At 34.7% G+C, this 26,053-nt stretch carries 24 protein-coding genes and 2 pseudogenes; 10 read left to right on the top strand and 16 right to left on the bottom strand.

Annotated elements, in window-relative coordinates; translation table 11 throughout:
- Window positions 1–35: 35 nt before the first annotated feature.
- Window positions 36–1,034, bottom strand: coding sequence for a PstS family phosphate ABC transporter substrate-binding protein (locus DMC01_RS01605; protein ID WP_142692555.1), 999 nt, complete (start codon window positions 1,032–1,034; stop codon window positions 36–38).
- A 722-nt stretch (window positions 1,035–1,756) separates the two neighbouring features.
- Between DMC01_RS01605 and DMC01_RS01600 the strand changes: the two genes are divergently transcribed.
- The 3 genes from DMC01_RS01600 (at window position 1,757) to DMC01_RS01595 (ending at window position 4,063) form a co-directional block, all read left to right on the top strand.
- Window positions 1,757–2,059, top strand: a complete 303-nt coding sequence (locus DMC01_RS01600) for a TRL-like family protein (protein ID WP_142692554.1) — start codon at window positions 1,757–1,759, stop codon at window positions 2,057–2,059.
- 1,508 nt (window positions 2,060–3,567) lie between these two features.
- Window positions 3,568–3,741, top strand: a complete 174-nt coding sequence (locus DMC01_RS13070) for a hypothetical protein (RefSeq protein WP_185908589.1) — start codon at window positions 3,568–3,570, stop codon at window positions 3,739–3,741.
- A 43-nt stretch (window positions 3,742–3,784) separates the two neighbouring features.
- The gene (locus DMC01_RS01595) at window positions 3,785–4,063 is read left to right on the top strand and encodes a transposase (RefSeq protein WP_142692553.1); all 279 of its coding nucleotides are present in this window, start codon (window positions 3,785–3,787) and stop codon (window positions 4,061–4,063) included.
- 345 nt (window positions 4,064–4,408) lie between these two features.
- On the opposite strand, the gene DMC01_RS01590 is transcribed toward DMC01_RS01595, so the two are convergent.
- On the bottom strand, window positions 4,409–6,982 hold the full coding sequence (locus tag DMC01_RS01590; protein ID WP_142692552.1) for an ATP-dependent Clp protease ATP-binding subunit: 2,574 nt from the start codon (window positions 6,980–6,982) through the stop codon (window positions 4,409–4,411).
- 630 nt (window positions 6,983–7,612) lie between these two features.
- Between DMC01_RS01590 and DMC01_RS14670 the strand changes: the two genes are divergently transcribed.
- The 3 genes from DMC01_RS14670 to DMC01_RS01575 are packed head-to-tail and all read left to right on the top strand — an operon-like array spanning window position 7,613 to window position 10,236.
- Window positions 7,613–8,047: a transcriptional initiation protein Tat gene (locus tag DMC01_RS14670; RefSeq protein WP_246058939.1), complete on the top strand. Its 435-nt coding sequence runs from the start codon at window positions 7,613–7,615 to the stop codon at window positions 8,045–8,047.
- A gap of 3 nt (window positions 8,048–8,050) precedes the next feature.
- Window positions 8,051–9,718, top strand: coding sequence for an FAD-binding oxidoreductase (locus DMC01_RS01580; protein WP_142692551.1), 1,668 nt, complete (start codon window positions 8,051–8,053; stop codon window positions 9,716–9,718).
- The gene (locus DMC01_RS01575) at window positions 9,715–10,236 is read left to right on the top strand and encodes a c-type cytochrome (RefSeq protein ID WP_345788957.1); all 522 of its coding nucleotides are present in this window, start codon (window positions 9,715–9,717) and stop codon (window positions 10,234–10,236) included. Before DMC01_RS01580 ends, DMC01_RS01575 begins: the two co-directional genes overlap by 4 nt.
- Window positions 10,237–10,459: 223 nt before the next feature.
- On the opposite strand, the gene DMC01_RS01570 is transcribed toward DMC01_RS01575, so the two are convergent.
- The 6 genes and pseudogenes from DMC01_RS01570 to DMC01_RS01550 form a co-directional block, all read right to left on the bottom strand.
- Complete coding sequence (locus DMC01_RS01570) at window positions 10,460–11,026, bottom strand: hypothetical protein (RefSeq protein WP_142692550.1); 567 nt, start codon at window positions 11,024–11,026, stop codon at window positions 10,460–10,462.
- A 7-nt stretch (window positions 11,027–11,033) separates the two neighbouring features.
- The gene (locus DMC01_RS01565; RefSeq protein ID WP_142692549.1) at window positions 11,034–12,479 is read right to left on the bottom strand and encodes an AAA family ATPase; all 1,446 of its coding nucleotides are present in this window, start codon (window positions 12,477–12,479) and stop codon (window positions 11,034–11,036) included.
- 162 nt (window positions 12,480–12,641) lie between these two features.
- A pseudogene (locus tag DMC01_RS14665) lies at window positions 12,642–12,912 on the bottom strand (transposase); the annotation flags it as partial.
- Complete coding sequence (locus DMC01_RS01560; RefSeq protein ID WP_142692548.1) at window positions 12,861–13,196, bottom strand: hypothetical protein; 336 nt, start codon at window positions 13,194–13,196, stop codon at window positions 12,861–12,863. The pseudogene DMC01_RS14665 and the gene DMC01_RS01560, both read right to left, overlap by 52 nt.
- A 485-nt stretch (window positions 13,197–13,681) precedes the next feature.
- The gene (locus DMC01_RS01555; RefSeq protein WP_142692547.1) at window positions 13,682–14,602 is read right to left on the bottom strand and encodes a DMT family transporter; all 921 of its coding nucleotides are present in this window, start codon (window positions 14,600–14,602) and stop codon (window positions 13,682–13,684) included.
- A gap of 287 nt (window positions 14,603–14,889) precedes the next feature.
- Window positions 14,890–15,075, bottom strand: coding sequence for a hypothetical protein (locus DMC01_RS01550; protein ID WP_142692546.1), 186 nt, complete (start codon window positions 15,073–15,075; stop codon window positions 14,890–14,892).
- A gap of 855 nt (window positions 15,076–15,930) precedes the next feature.
- Here DMC01_RS01550 and DMC01_RS01545 point away from each other — a divergent pair.
- From DMC01_RS01545 to DMC01_RS01530, 4 genes are all read left to right on the top strand, one after another.
- The gene (locus tag DMC01_RS01545) at window positions 15,931–16,890 is read left to right on the top strand and encodes an ABC transporter permease (protein WP_142692545.1); all 960 of its coding nucleotides are present in this window, start codon (window positions 15,931–15,933) and stop codon (window positions 16,888–16,890) included.
- Window positions 16,883–17,821: an iron chelate uptake ABC transporter family permease subunit gene (locus DMC01_RS01540; protein ID WP_142692544.1), complete on the top strand. Its 939-nt coding sequence runs from the start codon at window positions 16,883–16,885 to the stop codon at window positions 17,819–17,821. The genes DMC01_RS01545 and DMC01_RS01540 overlap by 8 nt, the downstream gene beginning before the upstream one ends.
- Window positions 17,818–18,576: an iron ABC transporter ATP-binding protein gene (locus DMC01_RS01535; protein WP_142692543.1), complete on the top strand. Its 759-nt coding sequence runs from the start codon at window positions 17,818–17,820 to the stop codon at window positions 18,574–18,576. Before DMC01_RS01540 ends, DMC01_RS01535 begins: the two co-directional genes overlap by 4 nt.
- 249 nt (window positions 18,577–18,825) lie before the next feature.
- Window positions 18,826–19,806, top strand: a complete 981-nt coding sequence (locus DMC01_RS01530) for a siderophore ABC transporter substrate-binding protein (protein WP_142692542.1) — start codon at window positions 18,826–18,828, stop codon at window positions 19,804–19,806.
- Window positions 19,807–20,656: 850 nt separating this feature from the next.
- On the opposite strand, the gene DMC01_RS16135 is transcribed toward DMC01_RS01530, so the two are convergent.
- From DMC01_RS16135 to DMC01_RS13065, 8 genes and pseudogenes are all read right to left on the bottom strand, one after another.
- Window positions 20,657–21,187 carry a DNA adenine methylase gene (locus tag DMC01_RS16135; protein WP_345788956.1) on the bottom strand — a complete coding sequence of 177 codons (531 nt, stop codon included), beginning with the start codon at window positions 21,185–21,187 and terminating at the stop codon, window positions 20,657–20,659.
- A gap of 9 nt (window positions 21,188–21,196) precedes the next feature.
- A complete protein-coding gene (locus tag DMC01_RS16130; RefSeq protein ID WP_345788955.1) occupies window positions 21,197–21,718 on the bottom strand; it encodes a hypothetical protein in 522 nt (173 codons plus the stop codon).
- 283 nt (window positions 21,719–22,001) lie between these two features.
- Window positions 22,002–22,640, bottom strand: a complete 639-nt coding sequence (locus tag DMC01_RS01520) for an AlwI family type II restriction endonuclease (RefSeq protein ID WP_142692541.1) — start codon at window positions 22,638–22,640, stop codon at window positions 22,002–22,004.
- Window positions 22,591–23,001: an AlwI family type II restriction endonuclease gene (locus DMC01_RS01515; protein ID WP_185908587.1), complete on the bottom strand. Its 411-nt coding sequence runs from the start codon at window positions 22,999–23,001 to the stop codon at window positions 22,591–22,593. Before DMC01_RS01515 ends, DMC01_RS01520 begins: the two co-directional genes overlap by 50 nt.
- A gap of 9 nt (window positions 23,002–23,010) precedes the next feature.
- Window positions 23,011–23,415: a restriction endonuclease gene (locus tag DMC01_RS01510; protein WP_142692539.1), complete on the bottom strand. Its 405-nt coding sequence runs from the start codon at window positions 23,413–23,415 to the stop codon at window positions 23,011–23,013.
- Window positions 23,416–23,418: 3 nt separating this feature from the next.
- Entirely contained in the window at window positions 23,419–24,435 is a 1,017-nt protein-coding gene (locus DMC01_RS01505) for a Dam family site-specific DNA-(adenine-N6)-methyltransferase (protein WP_142692538.1), read from the bottom strand.
- Between the two features lie 107 nt (window positions 24,436–24,542).
- On the bottom strand, window positions 24,543–25,433 hold the full coding sequence (locus DMC01_RS01500; RefSeq protein ID WP_142692537.1) for an NAD(P)H-dependent glycerol-3-phosphate dehydrogenase: 891 nt from the start codon (window positions 25,431–25,433) through the stop codon (window positions 24,543–24,545).
- A gap of 421 nt (window positions 25,434–25,854) precedes the next feature.
- Window positions 25,855–26,053, bottom strand: a pseudogene (locus tag DMC01_RS13065) (site-specific DNA-methyltransferase); the annotation flags it as partial.

Raw genomic sequence — 26,053 nt, 5'->3', positions numbered from 1 at the left:
TCAACTGTTAATCCAAGCTGATAAATCCTAAGTGGTTAAAATACCTTGCCTGAATTCACTAGCTTGGTGTTTAAACGAGTAGCTTTTTTGATATGAGTTTGCATAGCTTTTAGATCCTTGCTACTAAGTGGGACAAGTCCGATCTTTGAAAGCTCTCCTCCTAAACTAGCCAAATCATCGCTCATATATAAATTAGCAAAGTCTAAGACCTCTTTGTTTTTAGCATTTAAATAGATAAAAAGGCTTCTTGCTAACTCATACTTGCCCTGAGAAATGCTCTCCTCGCTAGCAGCTATACCGTCTATGTTTACAGCATTAATCTTGTCTTTATTGCCTGCTAAAAAGCCATATCCAAAGAGTCCAAAGGCATTTTTATCAGCTGTAAGCTTACTTACTATGAGATTATCATTTTCTCCGCTTGGTATGTAGGCACTGTCTTGACGAATGGTTTTGTATTTTCCTTGCTGAGAGCCGTATTCTGTGAATTTAGCAGAAATTTTACTTAAAACAAGCTCCTCCACAGTGTCTCTGGTGCCTGAACTTGATGGGGGTCCATATATTGAGATCTTTCTATTTGGCAAGGATTTATCTATATCGCTCCACTTTGTGTAGGGGTTTGCAACTAGTTTGCCATTTTGAGGCACTTCCTTTGCAAGGGCTAAAAATAGATGCTCAAGCTTGATATTTATGGGTGCATTTGCTTTATTTTGAGCTAAAACTATGCCGTCATAACCTACCATAACGCCTACTATCTCGTTTACTCCATTTTTTTGACAAGTTTCAAATTCGCTTGATTTTATGGGACGAGAGGCATTTGAGATGTCCGTCTTACCCTCACAAAAGACCTTAAAGCCTCCACCTGTTCCTAAGCTTTCAACTATGGGGGTTTTCACCTTCTTTGTAATGGCATATTCCTCAGCCACAAAGCTAGTAAAGGGATATACTGTCGATGAGCCTGCGATTTTAAGCTCGGCTGCTTGGGCTGCTAAAAAACCGCTAAAAGCGAGTGTAAGTGCTGCTACATTAAACTTCATTTTGTCTCCTTAATCTTTAAATTTGAGCCAAAGTATAAGAGCAGATGGAAACTTTTTGGAAACAAAGGGTATTTTGAAGGCTATCTTAAATTAAAAAGGGCTTTGATTTAAACTAGGTTTAGTTTAAATTCAAGTTTAAATTTAGCCTTACAAGGACTATTTGCAAAAGGCTCAATTAAACTTAAATCAAGGGCTTGTTAAATTAACGACTATTAAAAACAAAATTTTGTTCTCAAATTTTGCCAAATATAAGAGAATTTTTAAAGTATTTTTCACTTCGCCTTTTAAGCCCTCACTTTGTAAGAAGTCTTTATTTAAAGGTAAAAAACCCTCTAAGTTTGTCAAAGTCCTCATAAAGGTTGTGTGTAAAAAAGTTTAGCTTAACTAAATTTTATGCAATTAACAAAAATTTGATTTTTCATTATAAAAGCAAGTAAATTAAGGTGAAAATTTGAGGAACAAATATTTATCAAAATTTATTAAAGTTGATAAGATTTTATTAGGTTTAATTTTAGCTAAAATTTTTACAAAAGATCTTTAAAAAGCAACTGTTTCAAATTTTCTCACTCAATGCAAAATCCTATTTTACCATAGTTTAAGCCACATACAAAAAAAAAAAAAAAAAAAAACGATTTTTTATAAAAATTTAAGTCAAATTTAGAGACAAAAATGCCATATTTTCACTGTGATTTATCACAAAATTATTCTTCAAAGGAGAAAAAATGAAAAAGGTTTTAGGTGTAACAGCCTTAGTTGCTGTTTTATTTACAGCTTGCGCAACCCCACTTCCAACAGGTCAGCTTTATACAGGCATAAACTTACCTATCTCGGGCAATGCAAACTCAGGTGGCAAAACAGGTGAGGCAAGCTGCACAAGCATACTTGGGCTAGTGGCTATGGGCGATTGTTCTGTATCAAAAGCGGCTGAAAATGGTAGCATTTCTAACATCCAAACTGTGGATTTTAAGGTAAACAACTTTTTTGGACTTTTTGGCACTTACACTACAACAGTTAAAGGCAACTAAACTCACTACCAAACGCTCTTTTTAAGGGCGTTTTTTACATTCGCTAAATTTTTTACATTAATTTTTTGTTGTGAATTTTGCGTCATTTTCACAAACTGTGTGCTTTGCTTGAGTTTTGTTGAATTTTGAGTGTTTTTGTGAATTCAGGCTGATTTTGTGGGCTAAAATTCACAAGATAAATTTGGCTTTTTTTAAGCTACTTGATGCGTTCTTGCAGATCGCAAAATGCTGACAAAAAATTTTTAATTTTACATAGTTTTATTTTTGCAAAAGTTTGTCCTCAGTTTTTTGTATGCAGTTTGAATTTTCCCTATATTTTAAAAGAAGTTGTGAATTTTATAGCTGACTTGAACTTTCTTTTTGTTCTTAAAAAAATTATGAGTCTTAGGTATTTTATAAAGAACTTTGTAAAATTTACAAATTGTAAAAGCTTGAATTTACACTTTTAAATTTGAAATTTTTAAAATGAAGCCTTGTGAATTTTTTGCTTGACAGTTTTATAAACTTTGAATTTAAAAAATGCCTTTTTATTTAAAACAGGTTTTTTAAATTTTTTGCCAATAAATTTTTTTTTGCAAATAAAAATTTACAAAAAGGGCTTAACGAAAATTCACTCAAAGGCTTAAAATTCACAGCTTCTCTATACACAAAAAGCTAGTATTTTTTGCAAATAACCCTTGTTAATGATAAATTTAAGCTTGAATTTAAATTAAACCCAGTTTAAGTCAAAAAGCTTCTTAAGACTCAATATAATTTAATTTGATACAAGATTATTTTAAAGTATAAATAGCAAAATGAAAAATAAATATATGCTTCATTCCCAATTATCTCAAAAGAAATTTAAGGAATTACGAAGTATTTTTTGCTTCGTGCGACGCACTCGCAACTTTTAGAGAAACCTTGATTTAGAGGCTAAAAATCGCCCAACTTTGCAAAATTTCTCGTACTTGTGTGAATAGAATTTTGTGGAAAATTTGCATTTTAACCATTAAAGAGTACGAAAAAATCTCTAAAATGAGTGGTTGAAGTTGATGAAAATTATTTTTACAATGCTAGGCTCGCAACTGCGTAGTAGAAGGCACAAAAAGAGTGCGTAGCAAAAGAAGCAGGAGGAACAACATCTGTTTTTTTACTTCGTGCTACTCGTTTTGCAATTTTGCAAGAAGTAGCAAAGGCACATTACCTAGTAAAATATTCTAATAAAATAAACAAAATTTAAATCTAATGCTAAAATCAAAGGACAAAATCTTGGCGATTGATACTTTTAGCTGATATAATTAGATCTAAAAAATTGGTAAAATCGATCTTAAACAAGTATATATTTTTGCCCTACATTTGGGAACGAAAATTTAATCAATTTTAAAGTGTTTTTGTGCTGATATTTGCGTAAGCAAAATCGCTGTTTTGTGCAAGGTTTCTCGCCCTTGCGTGAATGCAATTGTGCAGCAAGCTTTTAACCCTTAAAGAATGCGAAAAAATTAGCAAAACGAAGTTTCTTTAGAAAATGAGTGGTGAAATCGAAGAGGGTTAGAGTTATTTTTTGCTTCGTTTCGTCTTGCAACTGCGTAGTAGAAGGGGCTCGCAGAGTGCATAGCAAGCGTGGGCGTGGAGCTAAAAACGCCTGTGTTTTTACTTCGTGCTACGCACTCGTCCCTCTGCGAGAATGTATGCTAAAACGCTAGTCTAGCGTTTATACGCTAAAACACTTGCTCTGCAAAAGAATTATTGCCGATTATAAAGGACTTTTCAGAGCTTAAAGAAAGTGAAATTTACAGCGATGGACTAAAATCCTATGATGGTTTGGTGGATTTTTTGCTTCGTTTTGTCTTGCAACTTTGCAAGAAGGTGCAAAGTTATAGGGTAAAACACGCCAAATTCGAGTTTGCAAATGGGCGAAGCCACATTAACGACATAGAAAATTTCTGGGGACCTTACAAAGGCTATATTAAGGGGTTTCACGGCAAGGGAATTTTTCTATTTACACTTAAAGGAAACCGAATTTAGATCTAATGTCAAAATCAAAGGACTAAATTTATATAAAATCAAACTAAAAATGATAAGAGAAAATCCGCTTGAATTGTCTTGAGCCGAAAACAAAACTAAATTAAAAATCTATTGTCAGTATTTTGCGATCTGCAAGAATGCATCAAGTAGCCTATAAAAAAGTCCCAAGTTCTCCTTGTGAATTTTAACCTACAAAATCAGCCAAAATTCACGGCAAACACTCAAAATTCAACAAAATTCAAGCTCAAAGGCTTGTAAAAATTTCGCAAAATCTCAACAAAAAGTTAATATAAAAAATTCAGTGAATGTAAAAACGTCCTTAAAAGAAGGTTTAAAAGGCAAACTTCACACCTTCTCAATAACTATCTCCCCATCCTTTTCATCTATCAAAATGCTCTCATCCCCCTTTAACTCATCGCTTAAAATCATATCGCTAAGCTTATCCTCTATCAGATCATAAATTGCTCTTTTTAAGGGTCTTGCACCAAAGTCCTCATCAAAGCCCTCTTTGGCGATTAAAAGTGCAGCGTTTTCGCTTAATTCAGCCCTTATGCCCTTGTTTTCAAGGCTTTTTTGCAAGTCTTTAAATAAAAGCTTTACGATTTCAAAGGCTTCGTCCTGTCCCAAGGCATTAAAGGTGATTATCTCATCAAGGCGGTTTAAAAATTCAGGCTTGAAAAAGGCTCTTAACTCGCTTTTTATGGCATCTTCTTGCTCCTTACCCTTTAAGCTCATAATCGCATTTGAGGCTATGTTTGAGGTTAAGATGATGATGGTGTTTTTAAAATCAACCGTAACCCCCTTGCTATCGGTTGCCCGTCCGTCATCTAAAATCCCCAAAAGCACATTAAATACATCTTGATGAGCCTTTTCCACCTCATCAAAAAGCACCACGCTGTAAGGCTTGCGGCGAATTTTTTCTGTAAGCTCGCCTCCCTCCTCGTGCCCTACATAGCCCGGAGGCGCACCCAAAAGCCTTGAAACGCTGTGTTTTTCCATAAATTCACTCATATCAAAGCGAATCATAGCCTTTTCATCATCAAACAAAAACTTAGCCAAAGCCTTAGCAGACTGAGTTTTGCCAACCCCTGTTGGACCTAAAAACAAAAAGCTTCCTATGGGCTTGTTGCTATCATTAAGACCTGCCTTGTTTCGTTTTATAGCCCTTGATAACGCGCTTAGAGCCTTATCTTGTCCGATGACACTTTGCTTTAAATGAGATTCAACTTGCAAAAACTTTTGCTTCTCGCTTGTTAGCATTTTTTGCACGCTAATTCCTGTCCATTTGCTTAAAATCCCAGCCACTAAGTCCTCATCAACTTGATTTTTAAGCAAGACCCCAGCCTCGCTCATTTTACGCCATTTCTCATCATTTTCCACCAAAGCCTTTTCAAGGCTTGGAATCTTGCCATACTCAATCTCAGCAGCCCTTTGAAACTCCCCCTTGCCCTTGGCTAAATTTGCCTCATTTTTTAAAAGATCTATCTCTTTTTTCGTCTCGCTAATGGCATTAAACACAGCCTTTTCGTTTTCAAACCTTGAATTTAACTCGTTTTGCCTCTCTTTTAAATTTGCTAACTCCTTTTCTATCTCAATTAGACGCTTGTCATTGCTTTCATTTTGCTCCATTTTTAAAGCCTCATTTTCCACCTGCAAGGTTTCAATGTCCTTTTTAACCTTGCGAAGTGTGCTTGGCTCGCTTTCTATTTGCATTTTTAGCTCAGCAGCTGCCTCGTCTATTAAATCTATTGCCTTATCAGGCAAGAATCTATCGCTAATATAGCGTTTTGAAAGCTTTGCAGCAGCGACTAGGGCACCATCTGTTATGCGGACATTGTGATGAATTTCAAGCTTTTCTTTAATGCCACGAAGCATTGCCAAAGCCTCGCTCACGCTTGGCTCGGCGACATTTACGGGCTGAAAACGCCGTTGAAGTGCCGCGTCTTTTTCAAAGTATTTTCGGTATTCTTTAAGCGTTGTCGCACCTATGGTGTGAAGTTCGCCGCGCGCAAGGGCAGGTTTTAAAATGTTTGCTGCATCCATTGAGCCTTCACTTGCTCCAGCACCAACGATGGTGTGAATTTCATCTATGAATAAAACCACATTTTCGCTTTTTATAGCCTCCTTTACCACAGCTTTTAGCCTGTCCTCAAACTCGCCACGGTATTTCGCACCCGCGATTAAGGCACTCATATCAAGGGCGATGACTTGTTTATTTTGCAAGGAAGTTGGCACATCTTTTTTTATGATGCGTTGAGCCAAAGCTTCTACAATAGCAGTTTTACCAACGCCCGGCTCACCTAATAAAATGGGATTATTCTTTGTTTTGCGAATGAGAATTTGCATTACCCGCTCAATTTCTTCTTCTCTCCCAATAACAGGATCTAGCTTACCCTCGCTTGCCTTGGCTGTTAAATCAATGCCGAATTTTTTCAAGGCATCAAAGCTCTCATCGCTTGTTTTATTATCCACCCTTCGCCCAGCCCTCAAGGCTTCAAGCTCTTTTTTAAATTCAAGCAAATCTATGAATTTAGCCAAAATTTCTTTGATGACACCTTTTTCGCTTGCACTCATTAGCCAAGTATCCACGGCTAGATAGCTATCTCCCATTGAACTCATCAAACCCCTTGCCTCTTCAAGCGAGTTGATAAATTCAGCTCCAAAACGCACGCTTTCGCGGCTCACATTTGAGCTAGACGGTAGCTTTGAGATTTTACTTTTAATTTCAAGCTCGACAGCTTCTTTTGAAACGCCCATTTTGTTAAAAACTTGATTTAAAAGGCTCGCGCTATCCACGCTTAACGCCCAAAAAAGATGTAAAGGCACGACTTCACTATTTTTAGAATGTATAGCCAAGCTAGCCGCACTTTCGACATTTGAAAGCATAGAATTTGTTAAGAAATCTTGTATGTTTGACATTTTGTCTCCTTTGAATTTTACCTTCACGCCCTCTCACAAACCTTGCAACACAAAGCAAAATTTGCTGACCGAACGTGAATTTTTTAGCTTTATTTTTTAGCTTTTTTGTATAAATTTTAGTGAAAATTCACATAATTTTTCCTCATTGCTAGATTTGTGTAACAAAATCTTGACAATTCATAAAAAAATTCACAGCAAAAATTCACAAGCTAAGCAAAATTTAGCGTGAATTCTAGCGAAAATCCTTAAATTTTCCCAAACCTTTACACAAATGACATTATATACTTTTAGTCTATTAATGTCAAGTTTTTTAAATAAAAAAACTCAATTTTGTGAATTTTTTAAAAAATTTAGCCTTATTTTCAGCAAAATTTTAATTTATGCTGAATTTTGAAAAAAATTCAGCCTCTTATAAAAATGCTAAATTTTTTAGCATTGTTTAAAAACATTCTTAATTTTACACAGTTTCTTAAAAGCTCGTCAAAGAACTTAGGCTTAATTTGCGTAAATTTGAAACAAAATATATGCTATCAATGGGGGGGGGAATTTAAAAATTCATATATTTTAAGTTTGTTTTAAATTTCTCGTGTTAAACTGAAAATAATTTAACTCAAATTTAAGGAAAAAGCGATGAAAAACTCTCGTAGAATCTTCTTAAAAGGCTCTACCCTTGGCTTGCTAGGCTTATCCTTTGCAAGCCTTACAAGCCTTTTAAGCCAGGATAGCTTTGAAAAAGGTAGCTTAAATTCAAAGCCTCAAGCTCAGGGCTTAAATTCGCCGCATTTAAGCTATTTCATCAAGGACAAGGGCTGTTTAAATGCTAATTATCAAGACATTAAAGCTGATAGGGTGCTTGAGGTAGATAATGACATAGCTGAAATTTACGCCGAGCTAAAACAAGCCCTTGAAAACAAGGCTATCATAGCAAGTAAGAGTAGCGAAACGACCTTTTTTGTCATTCGCACTATGGCAGCTGGATATAGTCTTCGCGTAGTTTATAGCGAGGAAGAAAATGGGGTGCATTCTTGGATAATGGCACCTAAAAATGTGAATTTGAAAGGATAAAAGATGATTTTACCATACAATGTAAGCGAGGCAAGTTTCAAAAAGGCTTTAAACGAGCTTGAAGTAGCACTTGGAAAGGAATGGGTTTTAAGCGAGGTGGAGGACTTAGCCCTTTATAGAGATGCCTACTCGCCTCAGTGGGACGATGAGGATGAGCCTGTGCCTAGCTTAGTGGTGCTTCCGCAAAACACCCAAGAGGTGCAAAGGGTGGTGCAAGTGGCAAATAAATATAAAATTGCGCTTTTTCCCATCTCCACAGGCAAGAATTTAGGCTATGGTGCTTGTGCGCCACAAAAAAGAGGCGATGTGGTGGTTGATTTAAAGAGGATGAATAAGATCATCGAGGTTGATGATAAGAGAAATTTTTGCATAGTTGAGCCTGGGGTTAGCTATTTTGACTTATACGAGTATGTAGAAAAGCATAATTTAAATGTCTTTTTGGATATACCTGATCCTGGCTGGGGCTCACCTGTGGGAAATGCCTTAGATCACGGCTGGGGTTATAGCTATGGAATGTATAGAGATCATTTTGGCTCTCACTGCGGAATGGAAGTGGTGCTTGCAAATGGGGAGATTTTACGCACAGGTATGGGTGCTTTGCCTGGTGCAAAGACCTTTGCGGAGAATAAATACGGCTATGGACCCTACATAGACGGGCTTTTTGCACAAAGTAATTTTGGCATAGTTACAAAAATGGGCTTTTGGATGATGCCAAAGCCTGAATACTACTTGTTATTAAGCCTTACTATGAAAAGAAGGGAGGATTTAATCCCTGCTGTTGAGATTTTAAACTACCTTGAAGATAGCTTCATCGTAGGCTGGCCACTTTATAGAAGCCCTCTAAATCCCCCTCACGGCAAGGCTATGAACGAGGAGCTAAAAGCACTGCTTACAAGTAAAGCTGGACTTCCTGACATTGAGGGCATAGGCTCTTATGCTTTAAAAAATAATATCCCTTACTGGCAAGTGGATATACCAATTTATGGAAACTATGAAAGCTGTTATGCGAATTTGGCTTACATTAAAAAAAGATTTAGCATTATTGAAGGAGCTAATATCACAAAGGTGCAAGAATTTGCTCTGCCTTTGAGTTTGGAGCAAAAAAAGCAAGTAAAGCACAAGGTAAGCCTTGGCATTCCAAATATGGAAATCTTTTGGCTTAGCACTCGTGGAGAGACAACCGAGCCAAAAGACGGCCACGTGTGGTTTAGCCCCATAATCCCGCGTGATGGCAAGGAGCTTTTAAAATGCCAAGATATCTATATACAAACATTTCACGAGCTAGGTGTGCCAAGCCCCATTACCCCATTTGCCCATCCTAGAAGCTGGATGTATAGGGCTTTTTGCTTTATGCTTGCCTTTGATAACTCACGCACCGACAAGGAGCATAATTTGCAAATGAGAAAGGCTTACAGGGCTATGGTAAAGGTAGCTGCTGATAATGGCTGGGGGGATTATAGGGCTGCACCAACCTTTCAAGATGATGTTATGGCAACTTATAGCTTTAATGATCATATCTTGCGCCGCTTTTGCGAGCAGCTTAAAGACAGCATAGATCCAAATGGCATTTTAGCTCCGGGCCGTGGTGGAATTTGGGGAAAAGATACGAGAAATCAAAGATTTGCAAACAACAAACTTGACGAGGCTAGGCTTAGAGGGGGTGCAAAATGAAGAGGCTTTTGATAACTTGTGCGGTGATTTTTGCGGCAATTTTTACGCTAATGGGCTGTGAAAATTCAGCTAAAAAGGGGGCAAGTGAGCTTTCAAGCAAGGAAGAAGCCTTGCTATTAGCATCTGAGAGGGTTACAATGCCAAAGGATAAAGAATGGCTAGGGTTTGGAGAGAGTATAACTGTGGAGGATTACAGAGCAAATGATTCTAGAACACCTGCTAATTTTTCTCACATAAATAGCTCAACTTTGAATGCAAATCAGCAAAAGGGGCAAAAGATTTATGCTAAGTGGTGTAGTTCTTGCCACGGCATAGATATGCCAGCGACTAAGGCTTTACAAGCACTTTACAAAGGCGATGTGTCAGCGGTATTAGAGGATAGAAACGATTTAAGCCCTGAGCTGGTCGAGCTTTTTGTAAGAAATGGCAAACACTCAATGCCATTTTTTAGAAAGATTGAGATAAATGATGAGGAAATGAAGCTCTTGGGGGATTATTTGGGGCGAAATGTGAAGTAATGGCTGTGTAGTTTTTATCATCCTAGAAAGCCTACGATGGCTTGGTGGATTTTTTACTTCGCTTTGCTCGTAACTTTACAAGAAGGAGCAAAGGCACATTACAGAGTAAAACACAACAAAAACTAGTTTGCAAATGGACATAACCACATAAACGAAATTGTGAATTTCTAGGGCTTTGCGAAATTTAGACTTGCTAAATTTCGTGGCATAAAAGCCGATTGAATTATCCAAAAAATGTATCGGTAGGATTTGGTATATTAAGCGTTGTGTTTTGTATTGGGAATGGCTTTGGAGTCATTCCTAGCTGTTCGCACTTCGTTTTGAGAGAATTTGGGCTTTTATTTGTTGGCGATTTTGTTGCTGTGGCATTTGTTTGTGGATAAATAAGATATTTCTTTGCTTCTTGTATAGCCTTTTGCCATTTTCTTTTCTCTTCAACATCTATTTTGAAGCATTCACAATAACATTCAATAAGATAATTAAGCCAAAGCCTTGAAAATTTAATTTGACAAAATGCTGTTTCGTAGTCGGTTTTATTGCTTTTGCACTCAGCAAAAGCGATTTTAAGGTCGGTTTTATCTTGTATGATTATAAAATCACAAGATGAGGTTGTTTTAAATTCGTCTTTATTATCATCATTTTTAAATAATGAATGCTTGGGCTTATCTTTATTTTCTTGTCTTATGATAATGAAATCATCTTGTCCCTTGCCAAAGCTGATTTTAGAAATTTGATTTCTACCATCATCGTTTTCGTTTATGGATAGTCCAGCCACTAGACTCTTGTGCAATCTATCTTTAAAATTTCTTAATTTCGTTGTCATTTTTACTACCTAGCATAATTTTGGTTATTTCTTGGTCGATTTTTGCTGTCATATTGATTGTTTCATTAAAAGTTTCCATTGCTATGCCGTTTTCTTGTGTAATTTCTACAGGATTTAGCGTGTTCTTTTTCGTTTTTTTGTCGTATTTTGCTATATATGCCCTAACTTTTTTACAATCAAGTTTATAATGCTCGTTATAGTCGTATTTTTTAAGCATTGCAATTTGCTCGCTTTTTAATTGATTTAAAATAATGCAATTTCCAATTTCTCGCACTATATAATCACTATGTGTTGTGATAAAAACCTTCACACCAGCATTTACGAGCAAGGCTATGAGTCTGCCTATTAGGATTTGATTGTTTGGGTGCAAATTTAATTCAGGCTCGTCTATCATTAGAATGTCGCCTTTTTGAGCGATATTTAGAATGTAAAGATTAAGCATTAAAAGCGAACGCACTGAGCTTGAAGCTATTTCAATGGGATAATAATTTTTTGAGTTTTTGGGTTTAAATAAAATTCCTGCATCTGTTGCTTTATATGTTCCACCAACAAGTGTGTAGAATAGTTTTATAATTTCATTATACAAGGGTGATGAACTATTTTTAGCGATAAAACTATCTTGCTTGGCTATTTTAATACAAGAACTCGCAAAAGCCATATTATCTATTATAGGCAGTGGATGCATAAAAAAGCTATCTTGCAATTCATTTGTTACCTCCATTACATTTTCTAGGCTAGCCATTGAAATTTTTTCTACAATTCTACTTCTATTTCCAAAAACCTCCCTATAAAACATTGAGGCACCGGTTCTTTCGGTGCTTAAAATTGATACTCTTGGATAAAGCACAAAGGCAATATATCTCAATAAAAATGAAATAAAAGTATATCTTTTATGCTCAAAATTTTCTTTTTGTGTAGTTTCATTAGGCATTCGCTGGCTTTTCGCATAATTAAACAAATAATATGTTTCATCATTGATTATATCAAAATGCACAGCTCGCGAAAAGAAATTTTTTGTATTTTTGATGTGTGTGATTATAGATTTTGTAAATTTTATAGAAAAATCACTATTTACAAAATCGCTTTCTTTGCAGGCTAAAATTACAGGCAATTTTATTTTATATTCTTTTTGAAGTGTATCAAGTAGCTTTTTAACAATGCTATCCATATCTTTCTTTTGAATTTTAATTGTAGTTTCATCTAACATATCGATTTTTTTTAGGTTTTTTGCCAAATTCCAATAAATTTGATTGTTTATATCTCGTATAAAGTCCAAATACCCATACAAACTATAAGTAGCGTAGGTTTTGCCTGTATTGTTTTCCCCACAAATAATGGTCAAATCCCCCACTTCAAATTCAGCCTCATCAAGCATACCGACATTTTTTAGGCTAACTTTTAGATTTTGGATTTTTTGCATAGCTTTACCCCTAAACTAAATAAAGTATGATTACAACACAATTTGTTTTAGTTGTATCTAATTTTGATAAGTTTTAAGCCGAAAATTCTAAAATTCACGCAAAACACTTGAATTTGAAACAAATGCAACATTCACAAAGGCGATTGATACTTTTAGCTAAAATTACATAGGATTTTTCCTAATCAATTTTAACAAAATTTTATACAAATTTTCGTTTTTAACCTTGACATTATATCAAAATTCACTCTCCTTCAAATGAAGGTAGAAAAATTCCCTTTTAATCCCGTGAAACTGACCTAAGCTAGCCTTTGCAAGGTCCCCAGAAATTCTCTATGCCGTTTATGTGATTTCGTCCGTTTGCAAACTCATTTTTGCTATGTTTTACTCGGTAATGAGCTTTTGCACACAAATCAACCAAGGCACCGTAGGCTTTGAGGCTTTCTTATAAATCTCGCATTCGTTAAGCTCTGCAAAGTCTTTTATGGTAGCTAGTAGTTCTTTGGCAGAGCAAGTGTTTGAGTGTATAAACGCTAGCCTAGAGTTTTGGCATCCCTTCTCGCAAAAAAACGAGTGTGTAACACGAAGTAAAAACACAGATCTTTTCTTGTCAGTCCCACATCCACTCTTATCTCGCATTTTGTGAATCACTTTTATTACGCAGTTACGAGTGCAAGGAAACAAAAAATCACTCTCATTAACTTCAATCTCTCCACTCATTTTTTAAAGAAACTTCGTTTTGCTAATTTTTCACATTCTTTGGCTATCAAAATGCGAATTTCTTTGAAAAGTTCGTGCAAACTTTGATGACAAATTTGACAAAGTTAGAGAGTTTTTCGCCTATAAATCAAGGCTTCTTGTAAAGTTGAGAGTGCAACAAATTCTTTCAACAAGGGCGTGAATTTATTATAATTCACAGCTAAACTGCTTTTTGATGACAAATTTTTTGGCAAAAATTTTCTTTGCTTGAATTTAAGACAGTTTAAAAAATGGCTAAATAGTTTTGTTTGGCTAGATAAATTTAACTTATCATTTTGAAGATTTGGCTGAATTTAAGGCTTTTTGAAATACTATTCAATATAAAAAGATTGATTTATAATTCTTAAAAAAGAGCAGTTTATAAACGGTTTTAGGCTCTAAATTGAAGCTTTGGCTAAAACTAAGACGCAAAAAAGTGGCACACAATAGCTTTAAAGGGCTGTAATTTACTGCCTCTTTCTATAAGCATCAAAGGATACAAGCATACCTGAGAACAAGATTAAAGCTATGCCAAGGCTTGGCAAGAGATTAGGAAAGGCATCTCCTAACATAACCCCAAAAAATATGCTCCAAACTATACGCATATAGCCTATGGGCGAGACTATGCCAGGGGGTGCGAACATATATGACTTTGTCATAAACCACTGCCCTATCGCACCCATTATGCCTGTGAGTATGAAAAGCCCCCAATCAAAAAGGCTTGGCATTATGAAGCCTCCCATCTTGTCTATGTTAAGGCACATTCCAAAAATTCCAACCACAGACATAGTGATGCCATACCAAGCCACCACAGCCTCGCTAGTGTAAAAGGGCTTTAACTGAGGTATGGTAAAAAAAGCAGCTGCTGCACAAATAGCACCGATAATGCCCAAAATTGCATTTATGAGTGGTATGCCACTTTGCTCAGGATTTGCCACAAATAAAACGCCCAAAAAGCCTATAATAGTAGCCATTATGACAAAAAATGAGGGTTTATTTTTGGTAAAACAGGCAAAGAAGGCAACGAAAATGGGCGTAGATTGCAAAAATGCAGTAGCTATGCCAAGGGGAATGGTGGCAAAATTATAATAACACATACTCACAGCCACCCCTCCAAGCAAGCCTCTTAAAAGTATGTGTTTAAAGCCTCCCTTTTTTTTAGCCCTCAATTGTGGGGCTTGAAATTTAGGCACAAAGTGCTTAATAGCAGGGGCAAACAAAACTAAGCTATACACAGAAAGTAGCATAAAAAAGGCTCTAAAAAAGACATTTTCCATAGAGGAATAGCCCATTAAATTCAGGTATTTTATAATGGCATTCATAGCTGCAAAAAAGATGGTAGAAACAAACATTAAAAATATGCCATAAATTAAAGTAGAATTAAACATCACTTACCCCAAAATCTAAGGTGATTTAAGCTTTAAACTGTGTTTAAATTCAAGCTAAATCCTTTTCAATTTTAGCATTTTTTGATAAACACTCCTTTACAGCAAATAAAAGCTGGTTTTAAGTTGGTTTTATCGCTTACATCATCGCTGACAATTTCAAACACGCCTAAATCGCTATGTTGCCACTTTGAGCCAAGGCTTGATAAGATTTAAGCTTGGTTTTTAAGGCTTTAAAATGTTAAAGATTAAGAAAAAATTTTTGGCTCAATTAAACTTAAATCAAAGGGTCAGCTAAGTTCTATGAAAAACAAAGGCACATTTCTAAATTTAACCAAATATAAGGTAAATTTTGAAGTATTTTTTGTGTAGTTACACTCGCAACTTTGCAAGAAGCCTTGATTTATAGGCAAAAAATAGCTAAGCTTTGCAAAATGACTCGTGTGTGCGTGAATAGAATTTTGCAAAAAATTCAAATTTTAACCGTTAAATAGTGTGAAAAATCTCTAAAATTAGCGGTGGATTGAAATGAGCAAGGGTTATTTTTTTGTGTCCTTGCACTCAACTGTGTAGTAGAAATAACTTACAAAGTGCGTGGTAAGCGTGAGAGTGGGGCTGGTAGCAAATTTAACTTAAAAGAAACAGAATTAAGACTAAAAAATTTAGGATAAAATATTTATCAAAATTTCTTAAAATTGATAAAGAATAATCCTATTTAAAGTATCTTGAATTTAAATTTGGGCTTGATTTTTAAGGCTTTAAAATGTTGAAGATTAAAAAATATTTTGTTCTTAGTAAATAAAGCAAACTGTGTTAAAAACTTATCTTTTTAAAAAACATAGCTTTTTAAAGAGCTTCTTTTTTAAAAAAGTATTAATTTTAGACAAAATGTGTTCTTTGTCATTCCTAGTGCGTGCTAAGAATGTACGAATTTATAGAAAAATGCCTTGAATTTATGAATTCTTCGCCCATAAATTCGCCAACGACAGATCAATACTTTTAAAAAAAGCTTTAAGAAAAGAGAACTTTTGCACCTTTTAAATTACAAAGAAGGCTTGTCTTTATGATCATTGAAAATGACAAAATATTACTGTATTTATCACTGTGAATTTTATAGCCTAATTTTTTGTCTATTCTTTGCAAAGCTCTTGTGTTATTTTTGCCAAAGAAAAGCTTGTGTGAAATTTTCACACTGTTAAAAAAAGGCATTTAAAGATAAAATAATTAAGACAAATTTTCTTTTTTTAAGCATTAACTTATTTTATTTTGCTAATATTTCAATAATTATTATCTTGTCTTGGGACAGTCAATTTTAGATTAAAGAAAGTTATATGTTTTTATTTCGCTTAGATGTGTTAGCGCTCTTGCTTGTTTTACTTGCTTTTCTTAGCCTTTTTATAGGTGTTATTCACATTCCAGTGGCTCAACTTTTGCAACTTGGCAACAACGAGCTTGCCGTGCTAATTTCTGCTAGAATCCCACGAACGATAAGTATTATTATCACAGGAATGAGTCTAAGCATTTGTGGGCTTGTGATGCAACAGCTTACTCAAAATAAATTCGTCTCCCCAACCACAGCTGGAACTATGGACTGTGCTAAATTTGGCATACTTATAAGTATGATCTTTTTTGCTGGGGCTAGTTTTCTTACTCAGGTGTTTATAGCTTCTTTGTTTGCTCTTATTGGAAGCTTGATCTTTATACAAATTCTCAATAAAATTCAGGTCAAAGATATAATCTTTGTGCCACTAATTGGCATTATGTTTGGGGGGATCATAAGTGCTATAACCACCTTTTTTGCCTATCAGCAAAATTTGATACAAAATATGCAAGGCTGGTTGCAAGGCAATTTTTCAAATCTTATGGAAGGAAGCTACGAACTCTTATACCTCAGTGTACCCTTGCTTGTGCTTGTGTATCTTTATGCAAATAAGATTACCATAGTAGGAATGGGCAAGGATATGGCTTTAAATTTAGGCATTTCTTATAAATTTATAATGAATTTAGGGCTTATCATAGTTGCCATTATAAGCTCTGTTGTAATCCTCACAGTTGGGGTTATACCCTTTTTAGGACTTATCATCCCAAATATCATCTCTATCTACAAAGGCGATAATCTAAGAGATAATATAGCCCACATAGCCTTGCTTGGAGCTGTATTTTTGCTTGTGTGTGATATATTTTCCCGCCTTATCATAGCACCCTTTGAGGTGCCAATTAGCCTCACAGTTGGAGTTATAGGCTCTTTTATCTTTGCTATGATGCTATTTAGAAGAAGAACCTATGCTTAAAAGGCTTATAATTTTAGCCCTTGTGGCTATACTTTGCATACTAGCTTATATATTCACAGGACTTGGCAAGTATCCTGACTTTGCCATTCATAACAGAAGTCTAGCCATAGGTGCTATCATAGCTGTTGGAGTTAGCATAGGAGTATCAACCGTTATCTTTCAAACCATAACTCAAAATAAAATTCTAACCCCAAGCATAATAGGACTTGACTCACTTTATACCATGCTTCAAGCCTTTCTTGTATTTGCTTTGGGCTCAGCTCACATAAGCACCTACAATGAAAATGTGAATTTTTTAATCTCTACTCTAAGTATGGTGGTTTTTACCTTGATTTTTTATAAGATCTTATTTAAAGAGGGTAGGAATATATATTTGATCTTGCTTTTGGGGCTGATCTTTGGGACCTTTTTTTCATCTTTGTCTTTATTTTTTGAGGTTTTAATTGATCCTGATGAATTTTTGGTGGTTCAAGGAAGGATGTTTGCAAGTTTTAATAATATACAGTCTCAAATTTTACTCCTTGCTTATATCTTAATAGCCCTATCCTTCGTCTTTATCTTTAGGTATTTTAAGTATCTTGATCCTCTAAGCTTAGATAAGGATCTTTGCATAAGCCTTGGGGTTCCTTATCATCAGCTTGTGTCTAAATTAATGATCATAGTAGCTGTGCTTGTTTCTGTAAGCACGGCACTTGTTGGTCCCATTACCTTTTTAGGACTTTTGGTGGCAAATATCAGCTATGAGTTTTTTCGCACCTATAAGCATAGCATCTTGCTTTTGGGTTGTTCTTTTATTTCTATTATCACCTTGGTTGGTGGGATGTTAATTGTTTCTCGTGTCTTTGCCTTTGATACAACAGTTAGCGTGGTGATTAATTTTTTAGGAGGCATTTATTTCATTTATCTTGTTTTAAAGGGTGGTAAATTATGATAAGACTTCAAGGCATAAATAAAAATTACGGAGAAAAAAGCATATTAAAAGATGTAAGTTTAGAATTTAAGCCAAGGGCAATTACTTCTTTAATAGGAGCCAATGGAGCTGGAAAAAGCACTGTTTTAAGCATAGCAGCAAGGCTTTTAAAGGCAGACAGCGGAGAGGTGTTTTTTGATAACAAGCCACTTAAAAGCTATAAAAGCGAGCTTTTAGCAAGAAAGATTAGCATATTAAAACAGCAAAATCATGTCCATCTTAGGCTTAGGGTTAAAGAGCTTGTAGCCTTTGGACGCTTTCCTTACTGTGCTGGAAGGCTTGGTGAGGAGGATAGGGCAAAAATTCAACAAGCCATTGAATATATGGGACTTGAGGACCTGCAAGATAGATTCTTAGACACGCTTAGCGGAGGACAAAGGCAAAGAGCCTTTATAGCTATGATTATAGCCCAAGATACCGAGTATGTCTTGCTTGATGAGCCCTTAAATAATCTTGATATGAAGCATAGCGTTCAAATAATGAAGATGCTAAGAAACCTAGTAAATGACTTTAACAAGGCAGTTGTGGTTGTCTTGCACGATATAAATTTCGCCTCTGTTTATAGTGATTTTATCATCACTATGAAAGACGGTGCCATATTAAAAGAAGACACAAATGACAAGATCATACAAGAGGATATTTTAAAACAAACCTATGATATGAATATAAATATAAAGCTTATAGATGATAAAAAGATCTGTTTGTATTATGATTAAATTTAGGCTCTTTTATGAATTTTAAAAGGCTAGGAAGGGGCATTTTGCTTAAAATATAAGGCTATTGGTGTTGAAATCTCATATTAAGCGTTTATGCCTAGTAGTTTGCAAGGCTTAAGCAAAATCTTAAAAAGACAAGCTTTTTTAAAAAGATTAAAATTTTTTATAAAAGAGTTTAAATAAATTCAAAGGACCTTGAATTTAGCTTACAAAATAAAAGAACCTAAATTTAATTAGAAAGGATAAAAAATGAAGAAGATTCTTTGCATTTTAAGTGCAAGTTTGTTAGTTTTTGCCTTCATCGCTTGCGAAAAAAAAGGCACTCAACAAGATACAAATACCACCCAAGCAAGAGGTGAGGTCATTGTAACCCCCATAGTTTTAAGCGACAAGGGAGAGCATTTTGAGTTTAAGCACTCCTTAGGCACAACTAAGATTGGGAAAAATCCTGAAAGATTGGTGGTTTTTGATCTAGGAACCCTTGATACCCTTGAAGCCTTAGGATTAAGCGATAAGGTAGCTGGAACAGCGATTAGGGTTTTACCTGCTTATCTTTCAAGCTTTAAGGACAAAAAGCCCGTTGGTTCTGTGCAAGAACTTGACTTTGAAGCCATTAATGAGCTTAAGCCTGATCTAATAATAATCTCAGGAAGGCAAGCAAGACATTATGACAAGCTAAGTCAAATAGCTCCAACCATCTTCGTAGGCATTGACAATGCGAATTTTTTAAGCTCTTTTGAAAACAAAACCCTAAGTATAGCTAGGCTCTATGACAAAGAAGAAGAAGCCAAGGCGCAAATAGAGGCTTTAAATTCACAGATCGATGAATTTAAAAAGGATTTAGATGAGAGCAAAACAGGGCTTATAATCCTCACAAATGCAAATAGAATGTCTGTTTTTGGCTCTGCTTCTCGCTTTGGCATCATACACGATGTCTTTGGCATAAGGCCTGTTGATACAAACATAAAGGTAGGCACACACGGAAATAGCATAAATGCTGAGTATATCTTAGAAAAAAATCCCGATTACCTCTTCATCATAGATAGAAATGTAGTAGTTGGTAATCAAGAAAAAGCAAGCGATACACTAAACAATCCCATAGTTGCAAAAACAAAGGCAGCTCAAACAGATAAGATCATTTATCTAGATCCGGATTATTGGTATCTTTCAGGAGGTGGGCTAAGATCCTTAAAGGATATGAGCGAAGAGGTATTTAACGCCATAAAATAGCTAGAATCTTAAAATAAGATTCTTTTAAGCTTTTAGCAAATTTTAATAAAAGATTAATGCTAAAAGCTTTTTAAAAATCTTAGTTTCTTTGATCTGCCTTAAATTCAAAGGTTCAAACTCTTTTATAGCCTTGAATTTTAAAAGCTTTTTAAGGCTTAAAGGCTTTTTAAATGTAAATTTTGCACATTATTTCTAACAAGCTTCTTAAAGCATAGCTTTTTTAAAAAACCAAATTTATAAACCGCTTTGTTATTTAGCCTTAAATTTTTGCTTTGCCATCTTATACTTAGCTTTTATCTTTATGATGCTTTTATCATCGCTATGAAAAAAGGTGTCATATTAAAGAAAAGCTACGAGACAAGATTATACAAAGAGGATCTTAGGTAATAAATGCTAAAATAAGCCTTTATTAGCAATCTTAGCCTTGTGAATTTAGCTAAGCTGTTTTAGCATTTTTTGATAAAAATTAGCAGACAATACTAAATAAAACTCAGATCTTTTAGCAAAAAATTCACACACAAAGTGTAAAAATATCTTAGCTTACAAGTTCTAAAAAATGAACGCTTTTTGCAAAATATTACACAAGTTCTTAAAACACAAAATCCCACTCTTTTTAAAAATATCTTACAAAGTTTTAAAACACAAATTTGCACAAAAAATCTTAAACCTCATTTTTTTGCTTCACCCTAATTCTTGACAATGCTAAAAGCTAAAAAATTCAAACAAGGTAAAAAAGCTAAATTTTAAGGTAAAAATGCGAAAATTCAAGCAAAAGCAAACAAAAATCTTAAAAAAATTCACGCTTTCATACTTCACCTAAGTCCTTGACAAGACTAAAATAGCAAAAAATCTAGCCAAGCTCGCACACAAAAATCATTTCTTTGTGATTATTAAAATTTGTTTTGCCGCTGCTAAAGGCTTGAAAATTAAACTCATATTTATGCGTTTTGCCGACACTTTCTAAAATTTTAGCTATTTGTTCGAGCGTGATTTTATTGTGGCTTGAGCTTGATTTTGAAGTATAGGTGTTATTATAAGTAACAAGCAAGATTTTTGTAAATTTTGCCAAAGTTGCCACTAGCTTCTCAAAGGCAAAAACCGCCTCGCTTTTACAGTAAGCACTTATGAGCTCAGATTCAGGCTTTCTTGCTACTCCGTAAAGTGTGGGTTTGTCGTTTTTTGCAAGGGTTTCAAGCAAGTGATAAAAGCGTGAATACTGCCTTGAGTTATAAGGCGGGTCGATAAAGGCTATGTCAATGTGGCGTTTTTGCCCCACAAAATCCTGCACCAACGCATTAGAATCTTGCTTAAAAATCTCTACTTCGCAAAAAGGTTGTAAAGGCTCAATAAGCTCAAATTTAAGCCTATCTTGCAAGGACACATTTTTGCGCTAAATTTCATAATGCCCCACAGTATTTGCCACTCTATCAGCACTATAAATAAGACTAGCTAGCAAGATATAAAACTCTTTTTGCGTGATTTGCTTTGTGTGTAAAAGCGTGTCTAAATCATCTCTTATAAAGCCTAATTTTGTGGCATCATTTTTGCTAAAAAATAATCCGCCAAAGGCTTTTTCATAATAATTTGATTTTAAATCCTTGTGCTTTAAGGCATTATAAGCTTGTGCTAAATCTTGTAATTTTGCCATTTCAAAGTATCCTTTTTTAAAAAAGCCTTGATAAATGGCATAATTTGAATGCAAAAAATCATTGATTAAAAAGCGTGAAAAATGCGGAATTTTGGTGCTTGGATTTAAATTTTTTTGTGAATTTAATGTTGAGTTTTTGTTTGAGTTTATTTGTGAATTTTGCTTTGAATTTAAATTGTTTTGCGAATTTTTATTTGAGTTCATAAATAAATTTTCACTTGAATTTTCTTTTAAATTCGCATTTTTATTTGTAAATTCATTCATAAAATGCCAAGTAACAACCCCCGTTCCTACAAAGACATCAAAAAAACTTAAATTATCTTTGTCATTAAGCGTCTTTAAATGCTTTAAAAAACGCTTTGAATGTGGCTTAAAAGCCTTGTTTTTGCCCCTGTGTAGCGGCGTGATGGGAGTTTAAACATTGCTTTGCTTTATTTGAGTTATTTTTTCGCATTGTTTAAGATTTTTGATAAATTCCACAATACTAAGATTTCTAATGTCTAAATTTTCCCTAAATTTTATAAATTCAACATATCTTTGCGTGTCCTCAAAAATCTTTGGTGCTATAAAAATGGCAAAATTTTGCTTTTGTTTTGAAACCTTTATCACTTCTTTTAAGTGCCTTGGGTAACATTTCATTATTTACTTGCATTCTACCACAAATGAGACTTAGCTCAACTATACTCTCACTTTCCTTGTCAATGCAAACAATATCAGGCTGATTGCCACTTGCGTGATTGCGTGGCAAACCCTCATCATCGATTGCATAATTTGGCAAAACTTGTAAATTCACAAAATTTTGTTTTAAGGCAATGGCACTTAAAAACTCAAATCTCGTAGGTTCTGGGATAAATTTAAACACTTCATTTTCAGATTTTGCTTTTTTAGATTCTAAAATTTTTAATTCTTTATAAATCTGTTCTTTGGTATAAGTGTTTGCAAATTTGGCTAATACTTCGTATTTTAGACCTTCTTTTGTTTGCAAAGCCACGCTTTCTTTGATTTCTAAAATTTCATTGTCAATTTGCCCCATATACTCAAAATACGCTCTTTTATCAGTAAAGGTGTGAAATTGCGAGTAAATTTTTATCACATAGTCAATTTTTGGCATTTCAAAGGTGTTAAAGTCTAAAAATCTACCATTTCCACGAAGTGAGATAATGCCTGTGATTCGGGATATATTCATCTATGCTTGCGCCACAAATTTGAGAAATTTTAAAGCGTTTTTCATTTTTTGAGCCTAAAATTTGCAAACATTCCTTATAAATAATTTCGCTAGAATATGCAAAAGATGGGTAAATTTGCCTAAATTTTAAAATCTTTTTTGCGAGATTTTGTGCATCATTATCTCTCCAACATAGCAAAAACGAAATCTCATCTTTGTGAATTTTAGAATCGCCCACTTCTTGCCTTAAAATCATCATTGTATTTAATAATAAAAGCAAAGGCACATTTGCATTTAAAACTCGTCTAAAAGGATTATTGCTTTGATATTTCATCATACAATTTAAAAAGATATTTGAAATTTTTTTTGCTTGGAATTTCATTGATGGCATCTATGAGTAAATTGTGTTTGAGATAAGCAAAGATTCATTCATTGCATAATAACAAAATCCAAATTCCATAGGCAGTTTATACCAAGTATCAAATCTTGAGTCCCAACCCCCATCAAAGCCTTTTTCCTTGTGCTTTTGTGGCGAATTTTCAATGATTTCTTGCGTTTGACTCGTGCTAAAAATTTCATCGCTATCCAAAATTTCTTTAAAATTCCTACTCGCATACAACGGCACATAGAGTTTATTTGCGATTAAATGAGTTACAACTTGCATTATCACTTCGTGGCTTAATGTTTGATTTTCAAAAGGCAGTAACGCCTTTAAAAACTCCGCTATTCTTTGTGGATTTCTCATCGTTGTGCTAAATGATAAGATTTTGTATTCGGGCTTTCTTTCTTTACTCATTTTTTACCTTTTAAAATTGCTTACATAAAGTTCTTTTGAGTCTTTTTTAATGCTGTTGTCATTAAAGCTAATATAATTACTCACAATGTTCGTGCAGTGATATTTTCGCGCAAAATGTTCTAATAGGGCATTGTGTCTGCCTTTGTGGGTTAGCAAGTTGCTAAGCCCAAAGCACACACCTTTTAAATTTAAAGCGTCTAAAAATGCGTAAAATTCACGCTCTTTATCCTCACTCCAAAGTTTGTTATACTCGCTATCGCTGATGAGATATGGCGGGTCAAAATAGATAAAATCATCTTTATTAAATTCAAAATTCGCCAAAAATTCAGCATAATCTAAATTAAAAAATTCAATCTTGCGAGACTTTACAAAGTCAAAATATCCATTTAGTGCGTTAAAAACATTAGCATTAAAATCCACATTACCCACAGGCAAGTTAAAATCGCCCCTTGCATTAAATCTTAAAAAACGGTTAAAGCCATAAATTAAAAGCAAGTAAAGCCTTGCAATGCCTTGTTTATCAGCATTAAAATCCTCACGCATTTTAAGATAGGCATCTTTGTTAAATTTGGCAAAATAAGTCTTTTTGTAAGCCTTTCGCAAGGATAAGGGTGCGTTAATGCCAAGTAAAGAACAAGAAAGTTTATATTGCTTAATGATGGCAAAAAGTTCATCAAAAAAATGCTCTTTATCTTGGGCTTTGCCTTGCAAAAATTTGTGCAATAAAATGAGTTTGTTATCAATGTCATTGAGATAATAAGTCCTTGCCTTGACATTTAAAAACGAACTTCCTCCGCCACAAAAAGGCTCAAAATAGCTGTGAATTTCTTGTGGAAAAAGATTTATGAGTTGTGGCATAAGTTTGTATTTATCGCCAACATAAAAAAGTGGCGAACGCAGGGGCTTGTGAGTTGCTTTGTTTGGCTGAATTTTAGGCTCATCAAAAAGCTCGTCAAATAAGCTAGGATTAATAGGGCGTGGCAAAAGCTCGTTTTTTGTGAGATAATTATTAGACACCATTCTTACACCTTAAAATGAGTAACCGGTTTAAAATTAAATCTTAAAAAAGCCCTGCTTTTAGTGCTCATAAAAGAAACTTGCTTAAACTTCTTTAAGGGCTTCATTAGCTACCTACCACGCAGGTCCTTGAGGCTTTCTTTTGCGTCCTTACCCTCTAAGATTGCTAGCACCTCTTTTACTATGGGCGTGTAAATTCCTTGCTTTGCAGCGATTTTAGCTATGGCAAAGGCTGTTGGGACGCCCTCTACGACTTCTTTTAGCTCAGCAATTACCTCATCCTTGCTCTTTCCTCTTGCTAGCAAAAGCCCTGCTCTAAAATTTCTAGAAAGAGTGCTGGACGCGGTTAAAAACAAATCCCCAGCCCCACTTAAACCCAAAAAGGTTTCCTCTTTTGCTCCAAATTTCGCCCCAAAGCGGTGCATTTCAATCAGCCCCCTTGAGATAAGGCTAGCCCTTGCGTTATTGCCTAAATTCAGCCCCTCGCAAAGTCCGCTAGCTATGGCAAGGACATTTTTATAAGCCCCACAAATCTCAGCTCCACGCACATCCTCGCTTACATAAGCCTTGATAAAGGGTGGAAAAAAGCTAGCAAAGGTTTCACAAAGTGCTTTGTCATAGCCACTTACGCACAAGGCACAAGGAAGTCCTTGCATAACCTCAGCCGCAAAGGAAGGTCCGCTTAAAACGCAAAAGTTTTCTTTATCCACAAAATCCAAAAAAATCTCGTCCAAAAAGCGACAAGTAGCCGTGTCTATGCCCTTTGAGGCAAGTAGAATTTTTTGTCCTTTGTTTTTAAAATTTGCTTTTAGCCAAGAAGCTATGTTTTGAGCTGATAGGGCAAAGACTAAAAATTCACAGTTTAAAGCCTCCTCAATGCTTACAAAGTCTTTTATTTCAAGCTTTGAGTGAGGTGAGGCTATAAGACAGCTTTGTTTTTTTGATAAAGCAAAATGAAGCCCCTGTCCCCATTTGCCAGCTCCTATGACTGCTATGCTCATTTTTTGTCCTAGTTTTTTGAATTTGCGTGAATTTTTTATGCCTTTCTTGTGAATTTTTGTGTAAAAATTTACAAGGCTTGGCCCCTCTTTTTGCGAACTACTGACAACAACCTACAAACAACAAAGCTTTTACATAGCTTTATTTTATCAAGGAGATAGATTCTATTTTCTATCTTCCATAATCTATATGTGCCTTGAATTTTTTAAACTAAAAATTCACGCTTTTAAGTAAATTCGCAAATTTTTACTAGCAAAAACATGAATTTTCACTTGAATTTTAGCAAATTGGTAAATTGTTTGTTAAATTCAAACAAGAGTTTGAAATTTAAAAATTCAAACTTTGCGTGAATTTTCTAGCTTCTTTATTTAAATATGTTAGCTTAACTATCATTTTACTAAATTTTTGCTAATTTATTGTGGCTTAATAATTTCTCATCTTATATTCATACCTAAAAGAATCTATGCTGACAAATTTTTCACTCATTTCGACATAAAAATAGCTCCAACCATTGTGATTACTTTTATTTAAATGCTTTGCTGCCATTTTGTGAATGCTTAATGTCTCTTGTCCGTCCGTTACCTTGTCGTTTTCAAGTAGGGTGCAAATGAAGTTTTTATTT

The sequence above is a fragment of the Campylobacter troglodytis genome (assembly GCF_006864425.1).
Taxonomy (GTDB): Bacteria; Campylobacterota; Campylobacteria; order Campylobacterales; family Campylobacteraceae; genus Campylobacter_D; species Campylobacter_D troglodytis.
This window is presented reverse-complemented; position numbering and strand designations above follow the sequence as displayed.

Bases quoted from the DNA above. Each gene is read 5' to 3' on its own strand.
- DMC01_RS01605 (WP_142692555.1), bottom strand. From the start codon at position 1,034: ATGAAGTTTAATGTAGCAGCACTTACACTCGCTTTTAGCGGTTTTTTA.
- DMC01_RS01600 (WP_142692554.1), top strand. From the start codon at position 1,757: ATGAAAAAGGTTTTAGGTGTAACAGCCTTAGTTGCTGTTTTATTTACA.
- DMC01_RS01590 (WP_142692552.1), bottom strand. From the start codon at position 6,982: ATGTCAAACATACAAGATTTCTTAACAAATTCTATGCTTTCAAATGTC.
- DMC01_RS14670 (WP_246058939.1), top strand. From the start codon at position 7,613: ATGAAAAACTCTCGTAGAATCTTCTTAAAAGGCTCTACCCTTGGCTTG.
- DMC01_RS01580 (WP_142692551.1), top strand. From the start codon at position 8,051: ATGATTTTACCATACAATGTAAGCGAGGCAAGTTTCAAAAAGGCTTTA.
- DMC01_RS01575 (WP_345788957.1), top strand. From the start codon at position 9,715: ATGAAGAGGCTTTTGATAACTTGTGCGGTGATTTTTGCGGCAATTTTT.
- DMC01_RS01565 (WP_142692549.1), bottom strand. From the start codon at position 12,479: ATGCAAAAAATCCAAAATCTAAAAGTTAGCCTAAAAAATGTCGGTATG.
- DMC01_RS01560 (WP_142692548.1), bottom strand. From the start codon at position 13,196: ATGAGTGGAGAGATTGAAGTTAATGAGAGTGATTTTTTGTTTCCTTGC.
- DMC01_RS01555 (WP_142692547.1), bottom strand. From the start codon at position 14,602: ATGTTTAATTCTACTTTAATTTATGGCATATTTTTAATGTTTGTTTCT.
- DMC01_RS01545 (WP_142692545.1), top strand. From the start codon at position 15,931: ATGTTTTTATTTCGCTTAGATGTGTTAGCGCTCTTGCTTGTTTTACTT.
- DMC01_RS01540 (WP_142692544.1), top strand. From the start codon at position 16,883: ATGCTTAAAAGGCTTATAATTTTAGCCCTTGTGGCTATACTTTGCATA.
- DMC01_RS01535 (WP_142692543.1), top strand. From the start codon at position 17,818: ATGATAAGACTTCAAGGCATAAATAAAAATTACGGAGAAAAAAGCATA.
- DMC01_RS01530 (WP_142692542.1), top strand. From the start codon at position 18,826: ATGAAGAAGATTCTTTGCATTTTAAGTGCAAGTTTGTTAGTTTTTGCC.
- DMC01_RS16130 (WP_345788955.1), bottom strand. From the start codon at position 21,718: ATGAATGAATTTACAAATAAAAATGCGAATTTAAAAGAAAATTCAAGT.
- DMC01_RS01520 (WP_142692541.1), bottom strand. From the start codon at position 22,640: ATGAATATATCCCGAATCACAGGCATTATCTCACTTCGTGGAAATGGT.
- DMC01_RS01515 (WP_185908587.1), bottom strand. From the start codon at position 23,001: ATGAAATTCCAAGCAAAAAAAATTTCAAATATCTTTTTAAATTGTATG.
- DMC01_RS01510 (WP_142692539.1), bottom strand. From the start codon at position 23,415: ATGAGTAAAGAAAGAAAGCCCGAATACAAAATCTTATCATTTAGCACA.
- DMC01_RS01505 (WP_142692538.1), bottom strand. From the start codon at position 24,435: ATGGTGTCTAATAATTATCTCACAAAAAACGAGCTTTTGCCACGCCCT.
- DMC01_RS01500 (WP_142692537.1), bottom strand. From the start codon at position 25,433: ATGAGCATAGCAGTCATAGGAGCTGGCAAATGGGGACAGGGGCTTCAT.